A 20239-nucleotide genomic window follows, 5' to 3' on the forward strand; every position below is an offset into this window, starting at 1 on the left:
CCTGAAGGTTGGCGGGCATCAGGCCAGTTGCGCCTCGATGACGGCAATCATGGCGGCGCTTTACTTCCACGCGCTCGGCCCGAACGATCGCGTCGCGGTGAAGCCCCATGCCGGCCCGGTGCTGCATGCGATCAATTACCTGCTCGGGCGGCAAAGCCTCGACAAGCTGAAGACTTTTCGCGGCTTCGGAGGGGCGCAGAGTTATCCCAGCCGGACCAAGGACAGCATCCCGGTCGATTTCTCGACCGGGTCGGTGGGGCTGGGCGTCGCGATCACCGCTTTTGCCAGCCTGGTCCAGGATTACGTCATCGCGCATGGCTGGAACGCACCCGAAAGCGCGGGGCGAATGGTCGCGCTGATGGGCGATGCGGAACTGGACGAAGGCAATATCTACGAGTGCCTGATCGAAGGTTACAAGCACGATTTGCGCAATTGCTGGTGGATCATCGACTACAATCGCCAGTCGCTGGATGCGACCACGGCGGACCGGATGTTCCGCCGGTTCGACGACATTTTCGAAACCTGCGGTTGGCGGGTAATCACACTGAAGCATGGCAAGATGCAGCAGGCGGCCTTCGCCCGTCCCGGCGGCAAGGCGCTGCGCGACTGGATCGAAAACTGTCCCAATGCCGATTTCGCCGCGCTCACCTATCAGGGCGGCAGCGCGTGGCGCGAACGGCTCGAGCGGGACCTGGCCGACAGCAAGGCCACTCTCAAACTGTTGGCGGATTACGACGATGCCGCACTGCACATGCTGATGACCAATCTGGGCGGCCATTGCATGGAAAGCCTGGTGGAAGCCTTCGACGACGCAGCCGACGAAAAGCCGACGGTGTTCATCGCTTATACGGTCAAGGGCTTCGGCCTGCCGCTGGCGGGACATAAAGACAATCATGCCGGGCTGATGACGCCGACCCAGATCGGGACCTTGCGTGAGGACATGGGTATTGCCGAAGGTGAAGAGTGGGAGCCCTATGGCGGGCTCGGCGGCAATGCGGCGCAGGTTCTGAAGGATTTCGTGCGGAAATCGCCGCTGGCCGCGCGCGAACCGGAAAGCCCGGCGGAGACCTATTCCGTGCACGCCATCACCGTTCCGTCGGGAGCGATGCAATCGACCCAGGGCGCTTTCGGCAAGATCCTGCACGAGCTCGCCAAGTCGGACAGCGAGCTGGCCGCTCATCTCGTGACCACTTCACCCGATGTCACGGTGTCGACCAATCTGGGCGCCTGGGTCAATCAACGCGGCCTGTTCCGGCGCCAGGAATTGCAAGACGTATTCCACCACGCGCGCATCCCCTCGACCCAGAAATGGTCCGGCCATGCAGCAGGACAGCATCTGGAACTCGGGATCGCCGAACACAATTTGTTTCTGGCGCTGGCCGCCTTCGGCCTTGCCGGGCCGCTGTTCGGCAAGCGCGTGCTCCCGATCGGCACGGTGTACGATCCCTTCATCGCACGCGGGCTCGATGTGCTCAATTACGCCTGTTATCAGGATGCACGCTTCCTGCTGGTGGCAACGCCATCGGGCCTGACACTGGGGCCGGAAGGCGGCGCGCATCAATCGATCAACACCCCGCTGATCGGGATGGGCCAACCCGGCCTGACCTATTTCGAACCCGCTTTCGCCGACGAGCTGGCGCTGCTGATGGAATGGAGCTTCGACCATATGCAGCGCGATGATGGCGGATCGGTCTATTTACGCCTGTCGACTCGCGAGATCGAACAGGTCCCGCGCGAGGACAGTGGCTGGCGCACGGATGCCGTCAAGGGCGGCTACTGGCTCAAGCGTCCCGGTTCCGAAACTCAGGCGGCGCTGGCCTTTACCGGGGCCATCGCGCCGGAAGTGCTGCGGGCCTGGGCGATGCTGGCAGAGGATGTCGAAGGGCTGGGGCTGCTGAACGTCATCTCCCCCGACCTTCTCCACCGCGACTGGTCGGCACGGCAGGCTTCACGCTGGCAAGGCGAAGCCGCGCCGCCGTCGCATGTCGAAACCCTGCTCGGCGCGCTGCCTGCCGAAGCGGGACTGGTCACCGTGATCGACGGCAGTCCCGGCGCGCTGTCCTGGCTGGGCGGAGTGAGGGGCCAACGGGTCAGCGCGCTTGGCACCGACAGATTCGGGCAGACCGGCGATCTCATCGACCTGTATCGCGAATACCGCCTCGATCCCGATGCAATCGTCGAAGCGGCCGCCGAATTGTTCCTGAGGTAGATGGTATGCCGATCGAAGTTACCCTTCCCGCCCTGTCTCCGACGATGGAATCGGGAACGCTCGCCAAATGGCTCGTCTCCCCCGGCGATACCATCGCTGCGGGCGACTTGCTTGCCGAAATCGAAACCGACAAGGCGACGATGGAACTCGAGGCCGCCGAAGACGGCGTGGTCGCCGAACTGAAAGTGTCCGCCGGCACCGAGGATATCCCCGTCGGCACCGTCATCGCGGTGATGGCGCAGGAAGGAGAAGCCGTGCCTTCTCCCGGCGGCGATCGGGAGCGGGACGAAATCCAACCATCCGCACAGCAACCGGAGGATGCGGACGACGCGGCGCAACACCTGCCGCCTTCCACCCCCCTTGCCGGGGGATCGGTTGCCGCTGCGGCCGTGCCGGTCGATAGTAGCGCCGACGCCACGGCGCTGGCCTCTCGCCTGGCTGCCGCGAGGGGAGTGGACTTGGCTTCGTTTACCGGCAGCGGACCGGACGGACGCATCCTCTGGCGCGATATCGTGACGGAAATCCCTGCCGCCACACCGCCCGAACGGGCGTCTTCTGGTGCAAAGGCGGCTCCGATCCCGGCGACGAATGGGCCGGTGGAAGGCGTTCCGCACGATGCACACCCGCTCAGCACCATGCGCAAAGCCATCGCGCGCCGTCTGAGTGCATCCAAACAGACGGTCCCACATTTCTATCTATCCGTGACCTGCCAGATCGATGCGTTGATCGATCTTCGCCAGCGGCTCAACGAGGAACTGGTCCCGGACGGGATCAAGCTTTCCGTCAATGACATGCTCATCCGCGCCATGACCCTGGCATTGCGGCGCGTGCCCGACGCCAATGTAGGGTTCGGCGGCGATAGGCTTTATCGCTATCGCCGCGTCGATATTGCGATAGCAGTCGCTGTCGAAGGCGGGTTGGTGACACCGGTCATTCGCGACGCCGGAGCGAAGAGCCTCGCCGCGATCGCCACAGAGGCGCGTGATTTGGTCGAAAAGGCGCGCGAGGGTCGGCTCATGCCCGAGGATTACCAGGGCGGTACCGCCTCCATCTCCAATCTCGGCATGTATGGTATCGACGCGATGGGGCCGGTCATCAATCCGCCGCAGGGCCTGATTCTGGGTGTGGGCTCGGGTCGCGAGGGGCCGTGGTCGCAGGATGGTGCGATCGTTTCGGCCCGCCTGCTCACCGCGACCGCCAGTTTCGACCACCGCGCGATCGACGGAGCGACCGGCGCCGATTTCCTTGCCGAATTCCGCAGGCTAGTCGAACAGCCAATGCTGATGCTTACCTAAACGGTGCGGACAAATTGGCTGAATCCTTGATGCCGGGGTTCATTCATCGCTGGTAGAATTCCAAGACCTCAGAGCAGCTTTCGCACAGGGCAAGTGCAGTGATAGGAATGGCATATGTCCTTTTGAATATTTATGCATCAGACCGAACCACAGACGTCCCAAAACCACCGGTTTTCAGTCGCGCATCGAATTGATTTCATTATCCTGGCCGGTCATTTCCCATCGGATGAGCGAGATCGGGATCGCCCCTGCCGCCCGGAAACGATCGTGGAACGACTTGATGTCGAACATATCACCTTCCTGCATTGCGACTTCAGCCATGAGCTTTTCCAGTTCGATCTTCCCCATATAGTATCCGATGCCGTAGCCGGGTTGACGCAAATAGAGCTCGATATCGAACTGAGCCACGGCATCACCAGGCTTCATCCATTTGGGTGTGCGAGCGATTAGCGAGGCATTGGCTTCTGCCCAAGTCCAGGAATTCTTCTGCATCATCAGTTCGGGCAGAATGCGGGCCGCGCGTTTGGCACCCAGGATATAGTCGATCTCCCGCGTTTTCGGTCTGTCGTCGAGCAACCCCGCCTGCAGGATCATCTCTTCGAGATAGAACGCCCATCCCTCGTTGCGCACACCGTCAACAAAGAACATACGCGGCTCCCCACGGATCGGGCGCGTATCGCGCGCCGCCTGCAATCCATCAAAGGCATGGCCAGGAAGGTTATGCGCGCGCAGCGGGCGCCCATCCCGGAATTCGGCCTGGAAGAAGAAGTGAAGGTCAAGAGGGGGAGCGAACAGCCCCGGCTTAGAAGGATCCTTCTCGAACGGAAACTGATAGGGGCCCTCTTGCGGATCGTGGGTGAGATAATCGGGGATCGTGACCCAATCGCCCTCGCGCAAGAAGCGTAGGAGATCTTCATCTTCCGCCTTCCGCTTGGCATCGAATTCGGCACGGGTTCGGATCGGAGCCGGCATCGGAATGTCGCGATTGCGATGTTCCTCGATCTTCAGGAATGCGATCTGGCGCTGATATTCGCGCTCGCCAAGCGTTTCGATCTCATTCACTGTATGCGGGAGCAGCAGGACGTTTTTCAAATACCAGGCATAATTCTCCCGCCCTACTCCACCATGCGCGGGAAGCTGCGCCTCGATGCTTTCCAACCACACCTTGAACTCGCGGGCAGCGGTTTGCGCACGACGTGCCGGCGCGACCAGTTCCGGCTGCAATTGTGCGGCTTCTTCGGCAAGCTGGCCATAGACGTTCACTTCAACCTGCTTCTGGGCGATCGCGAGGCGCGCAAGATCGCCGCGCGCGTCGGTGAGGTTGTCCCGCGCCTGCCGCAATGCCTCCGGCACAGCCTCGAGTCTGGCCGCCATTTCGGCCGCCTCAAACTGATCAAGCGGCAGATCGGGAATGGCGATCGCACCGTGCATTTTCGGCCCGAAGCCAAGGTTCGTCGTACTGTAGAACGCTGGATCGCGCTTCCATGGCTGAAGAACGCGGTGCTGAAATTCGAACCCACGCATCTCGGCCAGCACGACCATGTAATCCACACGCTGCGAGATCGGCCAGTTGCTATCGTCGATGGCGCGCAACCGGGATTTAAGGGCCTTCAGCTCCGCATATTGGCGCGTCATCACCTCTGGCGAATAGTCGGGAACGCCCTTTACCATCGGCGGCGGCACGATAGACCGGAATTGCGAATAGAGCAGCTGAAGCGCACGATAGCCGCTGGGCTCGGTTCAGCTGCGGTCCTTCAGCGTCTATGCCCTACATCTCGAGCGATCGTTTCGGGCTGTTGCCAAACACCATTGGAGCAAGCTCAAATCCCTGCTTTTCAAAGTGGCGATCAAAATCCCGCCGAAACAGTTTTTCGAGCGGCCCGTCTATTACAAGGGCACAGTGACCAATATCGCTGGCCCGCACGACGATATCATTCGCCCTCCCTATGGGGAGAAGCTGGACTACGAACTCGAACTGGCGGTGATAATCGGCAAGAAGGGAAAATCGATAGCTCCTACCGACGCGGAAGAGCATGTTTTCGGTTATCTGGTATACAACGACGTCAGTGCCCGCGAACAGTTGTTCGAAGAGGTCGGCCCCATGTCCGCCGGTCCCGCCAAGGGGAAGGACTTCGACAACAGCAATATCATCGGCCCGTGGCTGGTAACCCGTGACGAGGTTCCGGACCCGATGAATCTGAAAGCCCGCGTTCGGGTCAATGGCGAAGTGCGCGGCGAATCCTCTACCAGTATGATGTCGCATTCAATAGCCGAGATCATCGCCTATACGTCAACTGGCGAGACTCTCTATCCCGGCGAGATGATTGCGACCGGTGCAATGCCCTATTGCTGCGGCATCGAGGACTGGAAGTTCCTGAACGATGGCGACGAAGTCCGACTGGAGATCGATGGGATCGGGCAGATGACCAACCGCGTTGTGCCCGGCTGACGGCCTGCTCCGCCAGCCGATATCGGCGATCAGCTTGTTGGGGCGGTATGTCAGTCGTGGCAGCGGTAGCGCTCCAGCGAAAGCTGGAGCGCCGCCGAAGACTGGCGAACTGCAAGCCGAAGAGATCTTTCGCGTAGTCCATTGCCAGTTGCACGCCGACGTAATCGTGTTCGCAGCCGCCCTAATATCTGTGACCGGGATAACTCTCGGTATATCTATACGTCAGCGCTGAACCTTGGGCGTTAAGGATGGCCTTGTTTGGGATATTCTCAGAGGCGATGAGCTCGATCTGGTTCCGCTATCTCGTATGTTCGTGATGGATGGCAGCTGCAAGACGAATGCCGAGCGCCGTCAAGTTCCGAGGGAATTGTATCATGGAACCTCGATGCCTCTAGCTGGATTGCATGAGTGGTGGCTCACGCCTCGCCATTACCACACACATGGACGCCGTGCGTGATAGCGGCGCCCGCACGCAATGCACCGGCAACGAAAACGGCCTCCGCGATTTCCCGTTCGTTCGCCCCGGCTTCGATTGCTCGCCCGCGATGAAGTTCCAGGCAATAGGGGCATTGTGTAGTCAAGGCGACCGAGACTGCGATAAGTTCCTTGTATTTGGCCGGTATCGCACCGTCTTTCAGCGCTTCCCGGTCAAATCTCTGAAATGCCTCCCAAGCCTCTGGCGCGAGTTTGCCCATAGTCTGCAGATTTCCAAGACGCTTCATATCATACATTGTGTTGTCCCTTATACCGAACGACGGTGCGGAATGTGTTTCGAGTCGGAAAAAGTGCCGCCGCTTCATAAAAGCGGCGGCGCAGTGGAGAGGCTCGACCACTCGGCCAGATCAGAACCTCATCCGAGCTCCGATCAGAAAAGTGCGGCCATTGCTGTCGAAGCGACCGCCGCCGCCACCCCAAACGAAGGGGTGATCGGGCGGAGAGACATCAAAGACGTTATTGATGCCTGCCGATATCTGGAACACCTCAGTGACGTCCAGCGACACGTACAGATCATTGTAGATCCGAGACGGTATGCTGTCGAAGCCTTCGGGATAGGATTCCGGTCCGGCCTGCTGGTTATCCGTCCTGCTCGCCGACCTGAAGTTGGTGAACCAGTTCACATGCAACTTGTCGAGATTGTAGCTGAAGCTGGCATTGAAGCGCCAATGCGGGAGGGCACTCTCTCCGGCGAAAATAAAGACCGTATCGGGATCGTCCGGATCGGGCTGACTGTTGTTTTTGTGGAGGTAGGTACCATTCACATTGATTACGAAATCGCCCGGCAGACCGCCGATGATATTTTCGAGATCGTTGAAGTAACGCACATTGAAATCGACGCCCGAGGCTTCGCGCTTGCCGAAATTGACGAAGGTGTTTTCGACCAGCGAGATCTGGAACTCGTTCGGATGACCAGCCGGAAAGCGTTCGGTCAGGCGGCAGAATGGGTTATCAATCGTCTCCGCATCGACACAAGCATTGACCAGATCCTGCAGAGGCAGGGTCGAGATCGCCCCTTCCAGATCGATTTGCCAATAGTCCACGGCGATCGACAGATTAGGAATGAAACGCGGCTCCAGCACCGCCCCGATCGTCAGAGAATTCGCGGTTTCCGGTGCGAGGTTCGGATTACCACCGGTGCGCTGGCGCTTGGTGATGATCTGCGGATCCTCATATCCCACCGGAATTCCCAATGCGGCGCAGTTGGCGGCGCGCTGAGGCGTATCCCCGATGCGCGATGCATTACACGGATCGACTGGACTGACCGCACCGATATCTCCGGGCGAAAAAAGGTCGGTCAGTGTCGGCGCGCGGACGCTTCTTGAGCGTGACACACGGAACCGGATATCGGGGATCGGCGACCAGACGCCGCCCGCCTTCCAGGTCCAGGTGCTGCCGAGGGGAAGGTTATAGTCGGAATAGCGTACCGCGCCTTCGATCTGCAGCTTTTCGAAAAACGGCTTACCTTCGAGGATCGGCACGACCGTCTCGGCAAAGACCTCAGCGACCGCGAAATCCCCATCTTCAGGCGGAGAGAAGGTTTGCAGCAGCAGCGATTGGCGCCTGATATCGTCGCGGAACTGGACCTTCTCCTTGCGATATTCGACACCAGCGGCCAGTCCCACCGGGCCGGCAGGAAGGTCGAACAGCGAACCGGTAACCGTCGCGCCGGCCAGCTGCTGTTCGATTTTCGAAGTTTCGACGGGCTCGGCAAACAGCCACTGCCGGAATGTGGGATCGGTTATCTGGTTTTCCGGACCCAATGCGCGCAACGGCTGGCAACCGGCGGCACGTGCATTCAAGTCGCGGCAGACCGGTGCGCCGGTAACCGGGTCGGATATCACATCGAAAGCCTGCAGCAGACGTTCCGCGTAGACGGTATTGGTGACCCGCGCGCTCACCTTGGTTTGTCCGTATTGATAAAAGGCGTCGAAGTCCCAGCCATCGAACAAGGTTCCTTCGAACCCGCCAATCGCCGACACCACCTGCCTTGTGGCATAGCTTGTCCGACGCCCCAAATCTTCTAGCGTGCGATTGACCCCGATCGACGTGATCGGAGCGAGACGAGGGTTGTTCGCCGGATCGTCAATCTGCGCCTGAGTTAGGGGAATGACGCTGTTCGGGTCGTCCATGAACGCAGTGACGCTGGGATGCAGAAGCGGATTATCGCGAGTTAGCCTGATGGCGAAGTCACGGAACGGCAAGAAGGGTGCCTGAGCACCGCCATGGGCCTTGATCTTCGAAGCATCGAACTGGCCATAGAACTGAACCGCCGGAGTAATGTCGTAAGTTGCGCGCCCGAAACTCGTGAAGCGTTCGAAATCGCTGATCAGGGTGGTGAAATTTTCAAAACGGAACCCGTCACCGCCCTGTGCGCGAACATCCGCAAAACAACCCACGGCATAACATTGCGCGCTGTCGTTCTGGATCGGCCTCAAGCCGTTCTCATCGGCAGTGAACCTGTTGAAGCGGAGTGGATCCCCGGAGTTGAAAAGCCGGGACTGGTCGCTATTCACAATGGTCCTGTCGAAAGGAACATTGGGGTTGAAGAAGTAGAACCCACCGGTCGCCGGATATGTCGCAGTAACCACATCCCGCACGACAATCCGGTCGGGAATGCCATCGTTAAGGCCGGTGTCCAAGCGGTTCGTCCGGAATTGCGACACCCGCAAGCCACGCGAGAAATCGCGGTCCTGACCATCGAGACGATCCGTTTTGGTATAGGTAAGAGCAAACACGGCATTACCACGACCGCCGCCGAAATTGCCGCCACCGACGATGTCGAAGTCGTATCCGCCACCACCGCCGAGCTGTTCGGGAATGCGCATCCGACCGGATAGCTGCAGCCCGTCGAAATCCTCTTTCAGAATGATGTTAGTGACGCCCACAACCGCATCAGCACCATAAATTGCCGAAGTTCCGCCCGTGAGAATTTCCACCCGTTCGACCAGCGCATTGGGAATGGCGTTGACATCGGCCGTGCTCGAAGTGACGTCCCCAGGTACGCGGCGCTTGCCGTTCACCAGCGTCAGCGATCGATCGACACCGAGACCGCGCATACTGATGAACCCGGCGCCGACATCGACGCTATCACCCGTGTTCTGCAGGCCCGTACCCACCGCGATCGCCGGATTGCGCTGCAGGATGTCACTCAGGGCATTCTGGCCCGAGCTTTCGATCACCGTTGAATCTATGACCGAAACCGGCGCGGTTTGGTCAAACTCGTCGCGGGCGATGCGCGAGCCGGTGACGACGATCGTGGCACCCGCATTCTCATCCTGCTCAGTAGTCGGCAGGACATCGATCTCTTCCTCCTCAGGCTCCGTGTCTGGCTTCTGCGTCTGCGCAGCCGCACTCTGCCCGATCACGGCCAGCGTCGCGGCACCGGCCAGCAAGCCGGCGCGAACCGGGCGCTTCACATTTCTGGTATTCGATGACATTATTCCCCTCCCCTACATAATTGTTCTTCCCGCTCTTCATCGCGAGCGGTGTTTACGTGTCGCTGTCGCGAACCTCCTCCGCATTTATCTCGCCCAACAGCTCGACCGGATTGGCCAGGGTCATGGCGTTGGGGCTGTGGCTCTCCGCCTGCTGCCGGAGCGCTTCGAATGTCTCGGGCGAGGCGTCGCCGCGCACATCAATGCGATAGCGAATGGCCGAGAAGCCGACCGGAGCGTTGCTCTCCATTCCGAGAAAGCCGTGAAGGTCGAGATCGCCCTCGACATTGATCGATAGATGCTCGAGCTGAATGCCCTTCGCGGTCGCTCCAGACACGAAAGCCATCATCATGCAGGCGCCGAAGCCCGACAGCAGATATTCCTGCGGATTGGGCGCATGGTTCGAGCCGAGAAGCTGACGGGGCTCGTCGATCGACCACGAGAAATTGCGGCTTACGGTATGCGGCCCGATTTTCATCGGAGAGGCTTCCGCGGAACTTCGCGCTCCGCTTTGCCATGCAAGTCTTACGCCGTAGGAGGCCTCCGCTTCCTCAGGCGACGCCTTCACTTCGTTTACGAACTCGCTCAACGCGCAGACGGAGATGTTATTGTTCAAGCGCTCGCCTCTCTGGTTGGACGGATTTGATCGAATGCCTGGTCGAGATCGGCGATGAGGTCGTCCGGATCTTCAATTCCGACGGACAGGCGAACACATCCCGGCATGATGCCCATCTCCGCGCGTTGCCTTGCGGTGAAGCTGGAGTGGGATGAATTGAACGGGAGACTGACCAGGCTTTCGACACCACCGAGACTGGTGGCACTGCGCGCCAAGGTCATGTTGTCGACAAGATCGAGCGCGGCCACATCGCCGCCTTTCACCTCGAAAGTGACGTTGCCCGTCCCACAACGCATCAGTTCTTTCGCCAGGGCGTGATCGGGATGTGTTTCGAGCATTGGATGGAAGACACGCCGGACCTGAGGATGCGCCTCGAGACGGGTTGCAACCGCAAGCGCGGTTTCCGCATGTGCCTTCATCCGCACCGCAAGCGTCTTCAGGCCGCGTTCGAGAAGAAAGCAGGCATGCGGATCGAGGCAGCCACCGAAATTGAGCATGCGAGCCCAAACCTGGTCGATAAGCTTGCGATCGCCCGCCGCGACGCCGGCGACCAGATCGCTGTGTCCGTTGAGATATTTGGTCGCCGAATGCACGACGATATCGACGCCGTACTCAAGCGGCTTGGTAACGATGGGAGTGGAGAAAGTCGCATCGACCACGAGACGAACACCGCGCCTCTCGGCGATATCTCCGAGGCGCTTCAGATCGACGATCTTGAGGAGCGGATTAGTGATCGTTTCGAAATAGAGAACCTGCGTATTGGGACGTATTGCCGCCTCGATCGCGTCATAATCACGCGGATCGACTAGCGTCGCGGTCATGCCGAGATTCGGCAGCTCCATGTTCAGAAAATTGTAGGTCCCGCCGTAGAGCTCGTTCGACGCGACGACGTGTCCGCCGGGATCGAGCAGCGTAAGCAATGTAGTCGAGATCGCCGCCATCCCGGAGGAAAAGACGACCGAAGATTCCGCGCCTTCCAGTGCGGCCAATTTCTCTTGAACCGACCACTGGCTAGGATTGCCATAGCGGGTGTAGATGAACCTATCCCGGGCATAGCCTTGACCAACCGATTGATACTGATCCTCATTCAAGAGAAAGGTGGTGGATTGGTAGATCGGCGTGCCGACACAGCCAGTGACCGCTTCGTTGCCGCTGCCCGCATGTACCGCGAGCGTCTGGTCAGCCATGCCGACGAGTTGATGATCGCTCAGATACGGCCCCGATTTCCGGGATCTGGTCAGCGAGTTCAGCCACGTTTGGTGCTCGGGCCGTATGCCCTCAGCATTCTTATCGCCGCGGATGGGCACTACTTGACGCGTATCGGAGGTGGCACGACCCATCGATCAGAGCCTTCCCGCAGCGCTTCGAGCAGAGAGTAATGAGCGAAGCTGTCGAGCCATGAGGCCGGAAGATTTGAAGGCTGAGATCATTCTCCGAGATGTATTCGGCGTTACACGCAATGGGTTTGCGTTTTCGGAGATGCAGCGTCGGATTCTGGTAGATTTCTTATCGTATCCGGTTTGTTGCGCAATTTTCTGGCGCACCTGAAACGTTCGCCGAAAGATAGCGGAAGCCTGGCGTTGAATATCTCGATGCTCGTCAGCCGGATGGGGTGCGTATCGGGGCCGCCGCAGTCCCGAAAGATAGCGCGCTGGTCTCTACGAACGCAAAAACTGGATGCGACCAGTCCCAGCAGGCTCGTCGCCATCTCGGGCGGGATGCGGTCGTTGGACGTCCGGACAGCCGGATATCTCGACGGAGGAGCAAAGGAATTACATCTTGATCATGGTCGGGTAGAGAATTCTCGCATGGTTAAAGCAGGCAAGAAAAATACCGGTTCGTCTAAAGGGCCTTCCGCATCGTTCGCGGTTGCAAGTCGCCGCTTACGTAAACGCCGGTTGGCTGTTTGACGCAGCCATAGGCAAATCCGCTGTCGATGCCCGAGACACCGGCCAGATTGTGCAGCTCGGTGCGGACGAACTCCTCGTAGGATTCGAGATTGTCCATGATTATGTGCAGCAGATAATCATACTCCCCACTGATGAGATAGCATGCGAGCACATTCTCCGAGTTCTGCACTCCGCGCTCGAACTCCGCCACGCCTGTGCGGTTGTGGCGTTCAAGCTTGACGCGAACGAACAGTGTCACCGATTTGCCAAGCTTACTTTGGTCGATGATGGTCGTGTAACCTGCAATCACCCCTGACTCTTCCATCGCCCTGACGCGCCGAAGGCACGGTGACGGGGAGAGGTTGATCCGCTCCGACAGCTCTTGGTTCGTTATACGACCGTTGCGGCGCAGCTCTTGCAGGATTTTTCTATCGTAACCGTCCATTGTCCCTCACCGCAGATTCTGTCTTATAGCGACCATATCGCGGCAATTCTTGCCGGCATCAACCCAGAAGCGAGCGTGTATCTTGTGCAATGATGGGTATTCGGGACCAAACTGGCCGTTCCGCGCTTGCTGCAATGGCTAATAGAGGCGGGGCTGCGCGCAGCGATCTTGAAACGCGCGCGATCCACGCCGGATACGATTCCGAGGGTGAAGACGGTGCAATGCACCACCGATCCATTTTTCCTCGGCCTTTGCGCTCCCCCCATCGCAGCGGGAATGGGAGTGTGTGCACGAACACAGAAGGGTTATGCCTATTCGCGGATATGCCCCCTCGCGAACATCTCGGCCATCATCACGATGGCGGCGGTGAACAGCCTGCTATCGTCGGCCCTGATCTCGCTTAGGAAAGCCATGCGGCCCAAGAATTGATGTAGAGGCCAGCTCCAGGAGTTCGCAGTTCGCCTCAAAGTCAGCCACGAAGCCGCGCTGACGGATGAGTTCTTCCCTGATATCCCATAGCTCGGCAATCGTGCGCTCCGCCGCCCAGTCCACTTCGGGCAGGACGAACAGGCCTTCATATGAAAACAGTTCGGCCACCAAATCTTGGATCAGGAGGGCCTGATCATGGGAGGGCGGAGCGCCGAGGCGGTCGGCCACCGCATTCCCAATCGCTCCGATCAGTCGAGATCGTCCCGCCTGATCGGCGACACCCGCTTGCTGGAACAGGCTCTCGACCTCGTTCCGCTCTCGGCGCACCAATTCCGCCTCACTTGGCTTGAATAGTCTATGTATTGAAGAATGAACCCGCGCTCCGACGCGCCAGACCATATCAGAACGCCCGGAGGATCATTTCTCGCGCGAGCCCCTTCGGCAGTGGCTCGATCGTGTTGCGTTCAACGCCATCCCAATGCTTGGCGCTTTCCCTGACCTGGCGAAACATCTCGCAGGCTCCCTCAATCCAGGCTTCCTTCTTGGCAAGCTCGACGACGCTTTCGCATGTGAAGTGGCGACCATGGAGAAGATCTTTCACGAAGATCGTCTCGCGCTTCTCGTTCATCTGCCAATAACCAGCGCCTGCGTCGGCGGCGAGGCCGCCAACCAACCCCGTGATGCCGCTTGAAGAGAGATAGGTCAGGAGAAGTGCGGCGATTACGAACACAATTGCGCCGAGCCTGACCGCACCGCGTAGCAGGTGACGATCATCCGCGCCGATGAGGATGGATTCATCGAACCGATATCGTCTGATGAGCGCCTGTTCGTCTTGAGTGACTTCAAGCTTGCCCCACAGCTTAAAGTTAACCCGCCCTACGCTTCCAGTCGTCTGTTCTCTCTTGAAAAGCAGTTCTATCACATTCCCGAACACCGGTGTTCAAGCCCCGCAGAAAATTGCGTAGATCATTTCCAACGGTCAAGTGATCTTTGAATATTCGCTCATGCTTCTAGAAATATCCTCGCCCGAGAATTCAGTAATGAATGAGAGGGTATTCTGAAGTCGCGGAGGTTCTCCATCGCGGAGCAATTTGCAGTGGTTAGCTATGAGAAACTATGGGTAGGGATCAAAAGCTGGAGCTAATGGGGATACAGAAAGTCCGTTTCGCGCCCCCGTTGCCGCCGTTCACGTTGGAGCGTGAGCAGCCCAAGTGCTGCCTTCCGCACATTTACCTCGGCCCGGTACCATGTTGCACCACGCGTGGCATGGTTTCAGTCCGGCGGATGCAGCAGCAGGTCAAGGGCAAGGCCGGAGATGACCGAAAGCGATGTCCGGCCCAGATCGATGCCGATATCGGGTTCGAACCGGGCCAGCAATTGGCGCAGCCCCGCGATCTCCAATTTCTGTGCGCGGTCCGCCCAGTCGCGTAAGGGCGGTGTGCGGGCGGCGAGCAGGACGAGATTGAGATGCGCCACCGTCGCATCGGGATGGGCTGGGTAATAGGGAAGCAAGGCCCGCAGGGCCGCAATGAATTCGCGCGTGTCGCTAACGCTGGCGAAGGCCGCTTGCGCGCGGCCTTCCCGCGTATCAGCCTGGATACGTTCATAGATACCGATCACGATGTCGGTGCGTGACTTGAAGTAGTAGGTGGTCGCCGAGAGCGAGACCCCGGCCTCTGCCGCGATGGCGCGGTGCGAGGGATCTTCCCCACGCGCGAGCAGGTTGCGCGCCGCGAGCACAATGCGCTCGCGGCGGTCTTCGGGCGATGGATCTTGCCTGTCCTCTGCAGCCAGTGCTCGCTTTTCCACGCGCGCGTTGGCGAGCGAGCGGAAGCCTTCGACCAGCTCCGGATGCTGGGCGCCCGGCGCGGTGAACAGGCGCATCCTTTCGCGAAGGCCCTGCGGCCCCAGCGGTGAGCGGGGGATCGGCGCGTGCTGCAGCAGTTCCCCCAGCACCGCGATCTGGATCAGTCGCGTATCGGCTTCGGTCAGCGCGGCAATGCGGGCGATTGCAGCGAAGATCGGTGCCAGCATGTCGCGAAAATCCGCATCGCTCAGCGCCAGCGCGCAAAGCTCCAGCAGACAGGTGGCCTGCTCGCCATCCTCGTAGAGTAATCGTTCGATGAGGATGGCGGGTCCATCCTGCCGCGCGGCGCGGTCGCTCGCCTGCAAGGCTTGCGCAATCGCCTCCAGCTTTTCTGCCAGGGCTCCGGCCACCAGGTGACCGGCTGCCAGCAGCAAGTGCCGATGGCTGGGAAAGTGATGCGAAACGAGCGACTTGCCGCTCGCTGCCTCCTTCGCGACCGCGCCGAAAGTGACCGCGCGTAGCCCACCTGCCCGCCACAGCTGCGCGGCATGGTGCGCCAGGCGCTTGTCGGTTGCCATCGCGGCCAATTCAGCATCCGCAGCCATTGTTGCCCTTCCCCATCACGTCTTGTACGACCGTACCTGAGCCTTGCCGATAGGCAATTCGACAAGCTTTGCCAAGGTCATCAAACTGTAACTGGACGACCGTACCAGGCCGCTCATCAGCGCGCTTCCGAGTGGGAATCGCCTGTTTAGGGGAAAAGAACGTGATGAAGACCGGGTCGAATCAACAGGCTTCGCGCCAAAGGCATCCGATCAGGGCGGCGCTCCTCGCTTCGCCGATGCTGATCGCCGCTCCTGCAGCCGCGCAGCAGGCACGGGGCGGCGACGAGGCGGCGCAATCGGTTATCGTGGTGACGGCCAGCAAGCGCGATCAGGGCGCGCTCGACCTGCCGGCCAGCGTGGTGCTTTATGGCGGAGAGGATCTCGCCACCCGGCGCGTGGAGCAGGTAGAGCAGATCGCGCAGATCACGCCCAATCTGGACGTGGCCGAGTTCTCCGATGGCCAGTACCGCCTGATCTATCGCGGCGTCGGCGCCACCGGCACATCCGACAACCAGAACTTCAGCACCGCGATCGACTCGGTGGTCGTGCCCTATGGTCGCGCTTATCGGCAGCTCGATCTTGCCCAGGTGGAAGTGCTGCGTGGCCCGCAGGGTACGCTCTATGGGCGCAATACCAATGCCGGTGTGATCAACCTCGTCACCAACGATGGCCGCAACGGCGCCCCGGATGAGGTCGCCGCCTCTTATGGCAGCGGCGAAACCTTCGGTGCGCGCGCCGCGCTCGGCGGAGAACTTGGCGAATCCGGTTTCTTTGTCCGCGCGGCGGGCCGCTACGAAAAGACCGACGGCTTCGTCACCAATGTCACGCTCGACCGGGAGGATGCCCACCGCAACGAAAACGGTACAGGACGGCTTACCATCGGCTACGAGTCCGGCGACTGGCTGGCCCGGCTTGCCTTTACCTATGACGAATATGACGGCCTGTCGGACGATCTCGTGCCCACCTCCAGCCCGCGCGAGAGCATCGCGCCCGATATCGGCACCAGCGACGGACGGATGATCCTGCCCGTGCTGACGCTCAAGCGCAGCGGGCCGGTGGACCTCACCTCGGTCACCGCCTTTGCCTCCACGCGGCGCAATCTGGTAGCTTCAGCTGTGGTCAGCCCGGTCCTGATCGGCCAGTTCGACAGCTATGACAGCTTCTCGCAGGAGCTGCGCGCGAGCGGGGCGGGCGCTGACATCGAGTGGATCGCGGGCCTTTACTACCTGCACGAGACCAATTCATTCCGCAGCACGATGACCTTCGCGCCGCTCGACCTGGTGCTGCTCTACCAGAACCAGGACCGCACCACCGATGCGGCTGCTGTATTTGGCGAGCTGTCCTACGATGTCTCCTCCAATTGGCGTGTGACCATGGGCGGGCGCTTTGCGGTGGAGCGGCAGGATGTCGACTATGTCGCGGCGGCAGGCGCGTCTCAGCAGAACGCCCGGAATACCTATCGCACCTTCCAGCCTAAGCTGGCGTTGTCTTACCTGCTTGGCGGCGAGGGGCAGGTCTACGCCTCGGTCAACCGCGGTTTCCGCGCCGGGTCGGTGTTCATCGGCAATAGCGGCACGCGCGATGTGGCTTACGAACCGGAGAACAGCTGGCAGTACGAAGTCGGCTACAAGCAACGCTTCGCCAACGGCGCGGCGGGATTTGAAGCGGCGGTCTTCTATATCGACTGGTCGGACCTGCAGGTGCAGCGCAGCGTCATCACCGGCACCGAACCGTTCACCATCGCCACCATCGTCGACAATGCTACCAGCGCACGAAGCTGGGGCGCGGAAGCGGCGCTCGACTGGCAGGCCGCACCGGGCCTCGACCTGTCGCTGCGTGGCGGCTTCACCGATGCGCGCTATCGCGAATACGAACCGGGGCCGGACCTTTCCTATGCCGATAACCGGATCGAACTCGTCCCCGAATATTCGCTGACCGCCAGCGCCTCCTACGCTGTGGCAGACAGCTTCGAACTGGGGGCCGATCTCACCCACAACGGACCGATGCATTTCGATGCCGCCAACAGCTCGCGGCAGGATGGTTATGTGGTGTTCGATGCGCGGATTGCGTGGCGGGCAGGGCCGGTGCGGCTCGCGGTGGTCGGGCGCAACCTGTTCGACGAGGACTATGCCGTGCGGGGCCTCGTCAATGCCGGATCGACCTATGCCCACTTCGCCCCGCCGCGCAGCGTGACGGTCGAAGCCGCGCTGACCTTCTAAGCCGATCCACGGAGACAGACGATGAAGACCAACCGGCGCAGCCTGCTTCAGCTCATGACCATGGGCACCATTTCGGTGATGGCCGGATCGGCCTTTGCGCCGCTCGCCCGCGCACAAGACCGGGCGGACGGCATGGTCTTCCCCGAAGGCGTGGCCTCGGCGGACCCGGAGCCGGAATCGGTGATTGTCTGGACCCGCGTGTTTGCGCCAGCAAAGGCGGGCAAGGTGCCGTTGGTGGTCCAGCTGTCCGAAACGCCTTCGTTCGAGCGGGTGCTGGTGGAGCAGCAGGTGGACGCCCTGCCCGATCTCGATCATACGGTGCGCGTCGCGGTCGGCGGATTGCAGCCCGCGCGACATTACTACTATCGCTTCCTGACGGCGGACGGCGCCCGCTCCGAGACCGGGCGCACCCGCACCGCGCCCGATCCGGCTTCCGCCGCGCCGTTCCGTTTCGCCAGCGTCTCGTGCCAGAACTTCCAGACCGGCCGCTATCATGCCTATCGCAATCTGGTGGAGCGCGACCGCAGCGGTGAAGCACCGCTCGACTTCGTGCTGTTCCTCGGCGACTTCATCTACGAACTGGTGTTCCGCGAGGGCATCCGCCCACTGACCCTGCCAGGGCGTAGTTGGGAAACAAATGACGGGATCTCGGGCCGTCCGCTCAGCTATCAGTATGCGGAGAGTGTCGAGGACTATCGCTATCTCTATCGCACCTACCTGTCGGACCCGTGGCTGCGCGCGGCGCGGGCGCAGTTCCCGTTCCTGTGCATCTGGGACGATCACGAGTTCTCGAACGATTGCTGGCAGAGCATGGCCACCTACACCGACGCGGGCGAGCCTTCGCAACAGCGCCGTGTGGCGGCGAGCCAAGCGTGGTTTGAATATGTCCCGGCGCGGCTGACCGGTCCGCTGGGCCATGACTATGCGCCGGTCAGTGTGGAGAATGTCCGCTTCGGCCGCGGATCGGATCTGAGTGCCGAGGAAGAGCCGAATAATCGCGCGGCGGTGGATTGCATCGGCCTTCCGCGCAAGCTCCGCTGGGGCGCGTTGGCCGATATCGTGCTGACGGACAGCCGGTCCTACCGCTCTGAACCGCCCGTTGCGCCGGATCAGGCGAAGAAGCTCTCGCTCCATGCGCGCGCCCTGCTGCCCACCAAAATGATCGGGACCTGCGATCGAGGGCGCAATGATGATGGCAGCGCCGCATCCGAAAGCTTCGAACACGATGGCCGGACGATCGTGAACGATCGCCACAACAAGGCCCCCGGCACCATGCTGGGCGAAAGGCAGGCGCAATGGCTGGAAGAAACGCTCACTACGTCCTGTGCAAAATGGAAGCTGTGCGCCAGTTCGGTTCCTCTAATGCCGCTTACTCTCGACTTCCGCTACGACCTGGCAAGCCGCGAGACCGTGGCGGACGAGGTCGCGCTGACGATCGACAGCTGGGAAGGCTATCCCGCTGCCCGCAGCGCACTTCTGGATTATATCGCTTCAAGGAGTATCGGCGGCACGGTTTTCCTGTCGGGTGATCATCATATGCATTTCGCTGGCGGGCTGATGTCCGGCGGTCGCCGCGTTGCGAGTGAGTTCTGCGTGGCCGGGATCAGTTCAACAGCGTTGGGCGACGTTCTTGGCAGTTTCGTCGCTGGTGAGATGGCTGGCAGCGAGGCAGCGGACCTGATCGGTGGGCCGCAAACCGGCCCGACGGCTCGCTGGATCAACCTGTCCTTCCTCTATGGGCGGGATACCTCCCGCCCGCTGCTCGCCGACCTGCGCGCCGGGACCGCATTGTCACTCGCGGGAGCACAGCGGCGGCTGCGGCACATCGACTATCTCGACGTGCGGTCGCATGGAGCGCTGACCGTAGAAGTCATGGAGGATGGGCTCACCGGCACGTATGACAGCTACGACGCCGCGCAGTTGGCGGGCGAATATGATACCGTCATTGGCCCGGCCTATCGCGTTGTGATGTTTGACGATGGACGTTCCAGCCCAATGGCGCCGACATTTGATGGATCCACACCCTTCCCGTTCGACCTGCACGCTTGAACGACTGGCCAGATCACTATCATTGCCGCTACGAACTGCCTTTCAGGATCGTTCCCGGCTACGCCGTTTCGGCCTACCGGGCGCAAGCTTGATGAAAGGCTGCTTTCGAGGCCTCGGTTTTGCCCACCGAACAACTGCTATGTCGGCGGCCGCTGTCTGAGTGGTTGGTTCGTCCGAATGTCTGCTTTCCCAAGTTCGGTTCCCTGGACCGGACAGTCTCCTACCGCCCTTATTGTGTTGAAAAACTCCGTTTGCAGAAGAGCTGACCTACTGATTCAGTGATCTTCGCAATTGG

At 60.6% G+C, this 20239-nt stretch carries 15 protein-coding genes (1 of these 15 running past the window's edge); 5 read left to right on the forward strand and 10 right to left on the reverse strand.

The features are described from left to right. Together DVR09_RS00580 and DVR09_RS00585 are read left to right on the forward strand one after the other, a co-directional pair. Nucleotides 1–2209, forward strand: partial view of a thiamine pyrophosphate-binding protein gene (locus DVR09_RS00580; RefSeq protein ID WP_115415215.1) — the 3' portion only. Its footprint begins 143 nt before the window's first position; only the last 2209 of its 2352 coding nucleotides appear in the window; its start codon lies off the left edge, out of view; it ends in the stop codon at nt 2207–2209. 5 nt (nt 2210–2214) lie between these two features. Continuing rightward, on the forward strand, nt 2215–3504 hold the full coding sequence (locus DVR09_RS00585; RefSeq protein ID WP_115415216.1) for a dihydrolipoamide acetyltransferase family protein: 1290 nt from the start codon (nt 2215–2217) through the stop codon (nt 3502–3504). A gap of 174 nt (nt 3505–3678) precedes the next feature. Here the strand turns inward: DVR09_RS00585 and DVR09_RS00590 are convergent, their stop codons facing one another. Further along, nucleotides 3679–5175, reverse strand: coding sequence for a DUF885 family protein (locus tag DVR09_RS00590; RefSeq protein WP_115415217.1), 1497 nt, complete (start codon nt 5173–5175; stop codon nt 3679–3681). Between the two features lie 169 nt (nt 5176–5344). On the opposite strand from DVR09_RS00590, the gene DVR09_RS00595 reads away from it, so the two are divergent. Further along, entirely contained in the window at nt 5345–5953 is a 609-nt protein-coding gene (locus DVR09_RS00595) for a fumarylacetoacetate hydrolase family protein (protein ID WP_162814798.1), read from the forward strand. A 181-nt stretch (nt 5954–6134) separates the two neighbouring features. On the opposite strand, the gene DVR09_RS17850 is transcribed toward DVR09_RS00595, so the two are convergent. The 9 genes from DVR09_RS17850 to DVR09_RS00640 all read right to left on the reverse strand — a co-directional run bounded on the left by DVR09_RS17850 (nt 6135) and on the right by DVR09_RS00640 (nt 15676). Beyond that, a complete protein-coding gene (locus DVR09_RS17850) occupies nt 6135–6242 on the reverse strand; it encodes a hypothetical protein (protein ID WP_115417698.1) in 108 nt (35 codons plus the stop codon). A gap of 127 nt (nt 6243–6369) precedes the next feature. Continuing rightward, on the reverse strand, nt 6370–6684 hold the full coding sequence (locus tag DVR09_RS00605) for a carboxymuconolactone decarboxylase family protein (RefSeq protein WP_115415219.1): 315 nt from the start codon (nt 6682–6684) through the stop codon (nt 6370–6372). Nucleotides 6685–6795: 111 nt separating this feature from the next. Next, the gene (locus DVR09_RS00610) at nt 6796–9888 is read right to left on the reverse strand and encodes a TonB-dependent receptor domain-containing protein (RefSeq protein ID WP_115415220.1); all 3093 of its coding nucleotides are present in this window, start codon (nt 9886–9888) and stop codon (nt 6796–6798) included. A gap of 52 nt (nt 9889–9940) precedes the next feature. Next, nucleotides 9941–10363: an OsmC family protein gene (locus tag DVR09_RS00615; protein WP_199798576.1), complete on the reverse strand. Its 423-nt coding sequence runs from the start codon at nt 10361–10363 to the stop codon at nt 9941–9943. Nucleotides 10364–10497: 134 nt separating this feature from the next. Beyond that, nucleotides 10498–11688: a trans-sulfuration enzyme family protein gene (locus DVR09_RS00620; RefSeq protein WP_199798577.1), complete on the reverse strand. Its 1191-nt coding sequence runs from the start codon at nt 11686–11688 to the stop codon at nt 10498–10500. Nucleotides 11689–12343: 655 nt separating this feature from the next. Beyond that, nucleotides 12344–12835: an Lrp/AsnC family transcriptional regulator gene (locus DVR09_RS00625; RefSeq protein WP_115415223.1), complete on the reverse strand. Its 492-nt coding sequence runs from the start codon at nt 12833–12835 to the stop codon at nt 12344–12346. Nucleotides 12836–13213: 378 nt separating this feature from the next. Further along, nucleotides 13214–13663, reverse strand: coding sequence for a hypothetical protein (locus tag DVR09_RS00630; protein WP_115415224.1), 450 nt, complete (start codon nt 13661–13663; stop codon nt 13214–13216). Nucleotide 13664: 1 nt separating this feature from the next. Continuing rightward, nucleotides 13665–14186, reverse strand: a complete 522-nt coding sequence (locus tag DVR09_RS00635; protein WP_162814799.1) for a hypothetical protein — start codon at nt 14184–14186, stop codon at nt 13665–13667. A 350-nt stretch (nt 14187–14536) separates the two neighbouring features. Beyond that, nucleotides 14537–15676: a TetR/AcrR family transcriptional regulator gene (locus DVR09_RS00640; RefSeq protein WP_115415226.1), complete on the reverse strand. Its 1140-nt coding sequence runs from the start codon at nt 15674–15676 to the stop codon at nt 14537–14539. Between the two features lie 164 nt (nt 15677–15840). On the opposite strand from DVR09_RS00640, the gene DVR09_RS00645 reads away from it, so the two are divergent. Both DVR09_RS00645 and DVR09_RS00650 read left to right on the forward strand, forming a co-directional pair. Then, nucleotides 15841–17895, forward strand: coding sequence for a TonB-dependent receptor (locus DVR09_RS00645; protein ID WP_115415227.1), 2055 nt, complete (start codon nt 15841–15843; stop codon nt 17893–17895). 21 nt (nt 17896–17916) lie between these two features. Next, a complete protein-coding gene (locus DVR09_RS00650; RefSeq protein WP_115415228.1) occupies nt 17917–19944 on the forward strand; it encodes an alkaline phosphatase D family protein in 2028 nt (675 codons plus the stop codon). The last annotated feature ends 295 nt before the right edge of the window (nt 19945–20239 follow it).

The sequence above is a fragment of the Erythrobacter aureus genome (assembly GCF_003355455.1).
Taxonomy (GTDB): domain Bacteria; phylum Pseudomonadota; class Alphaproteobacteria; order Sphingomonadales; family Sphingomonadaceae; genus Qipengyuania; species Qipengyuania aurea.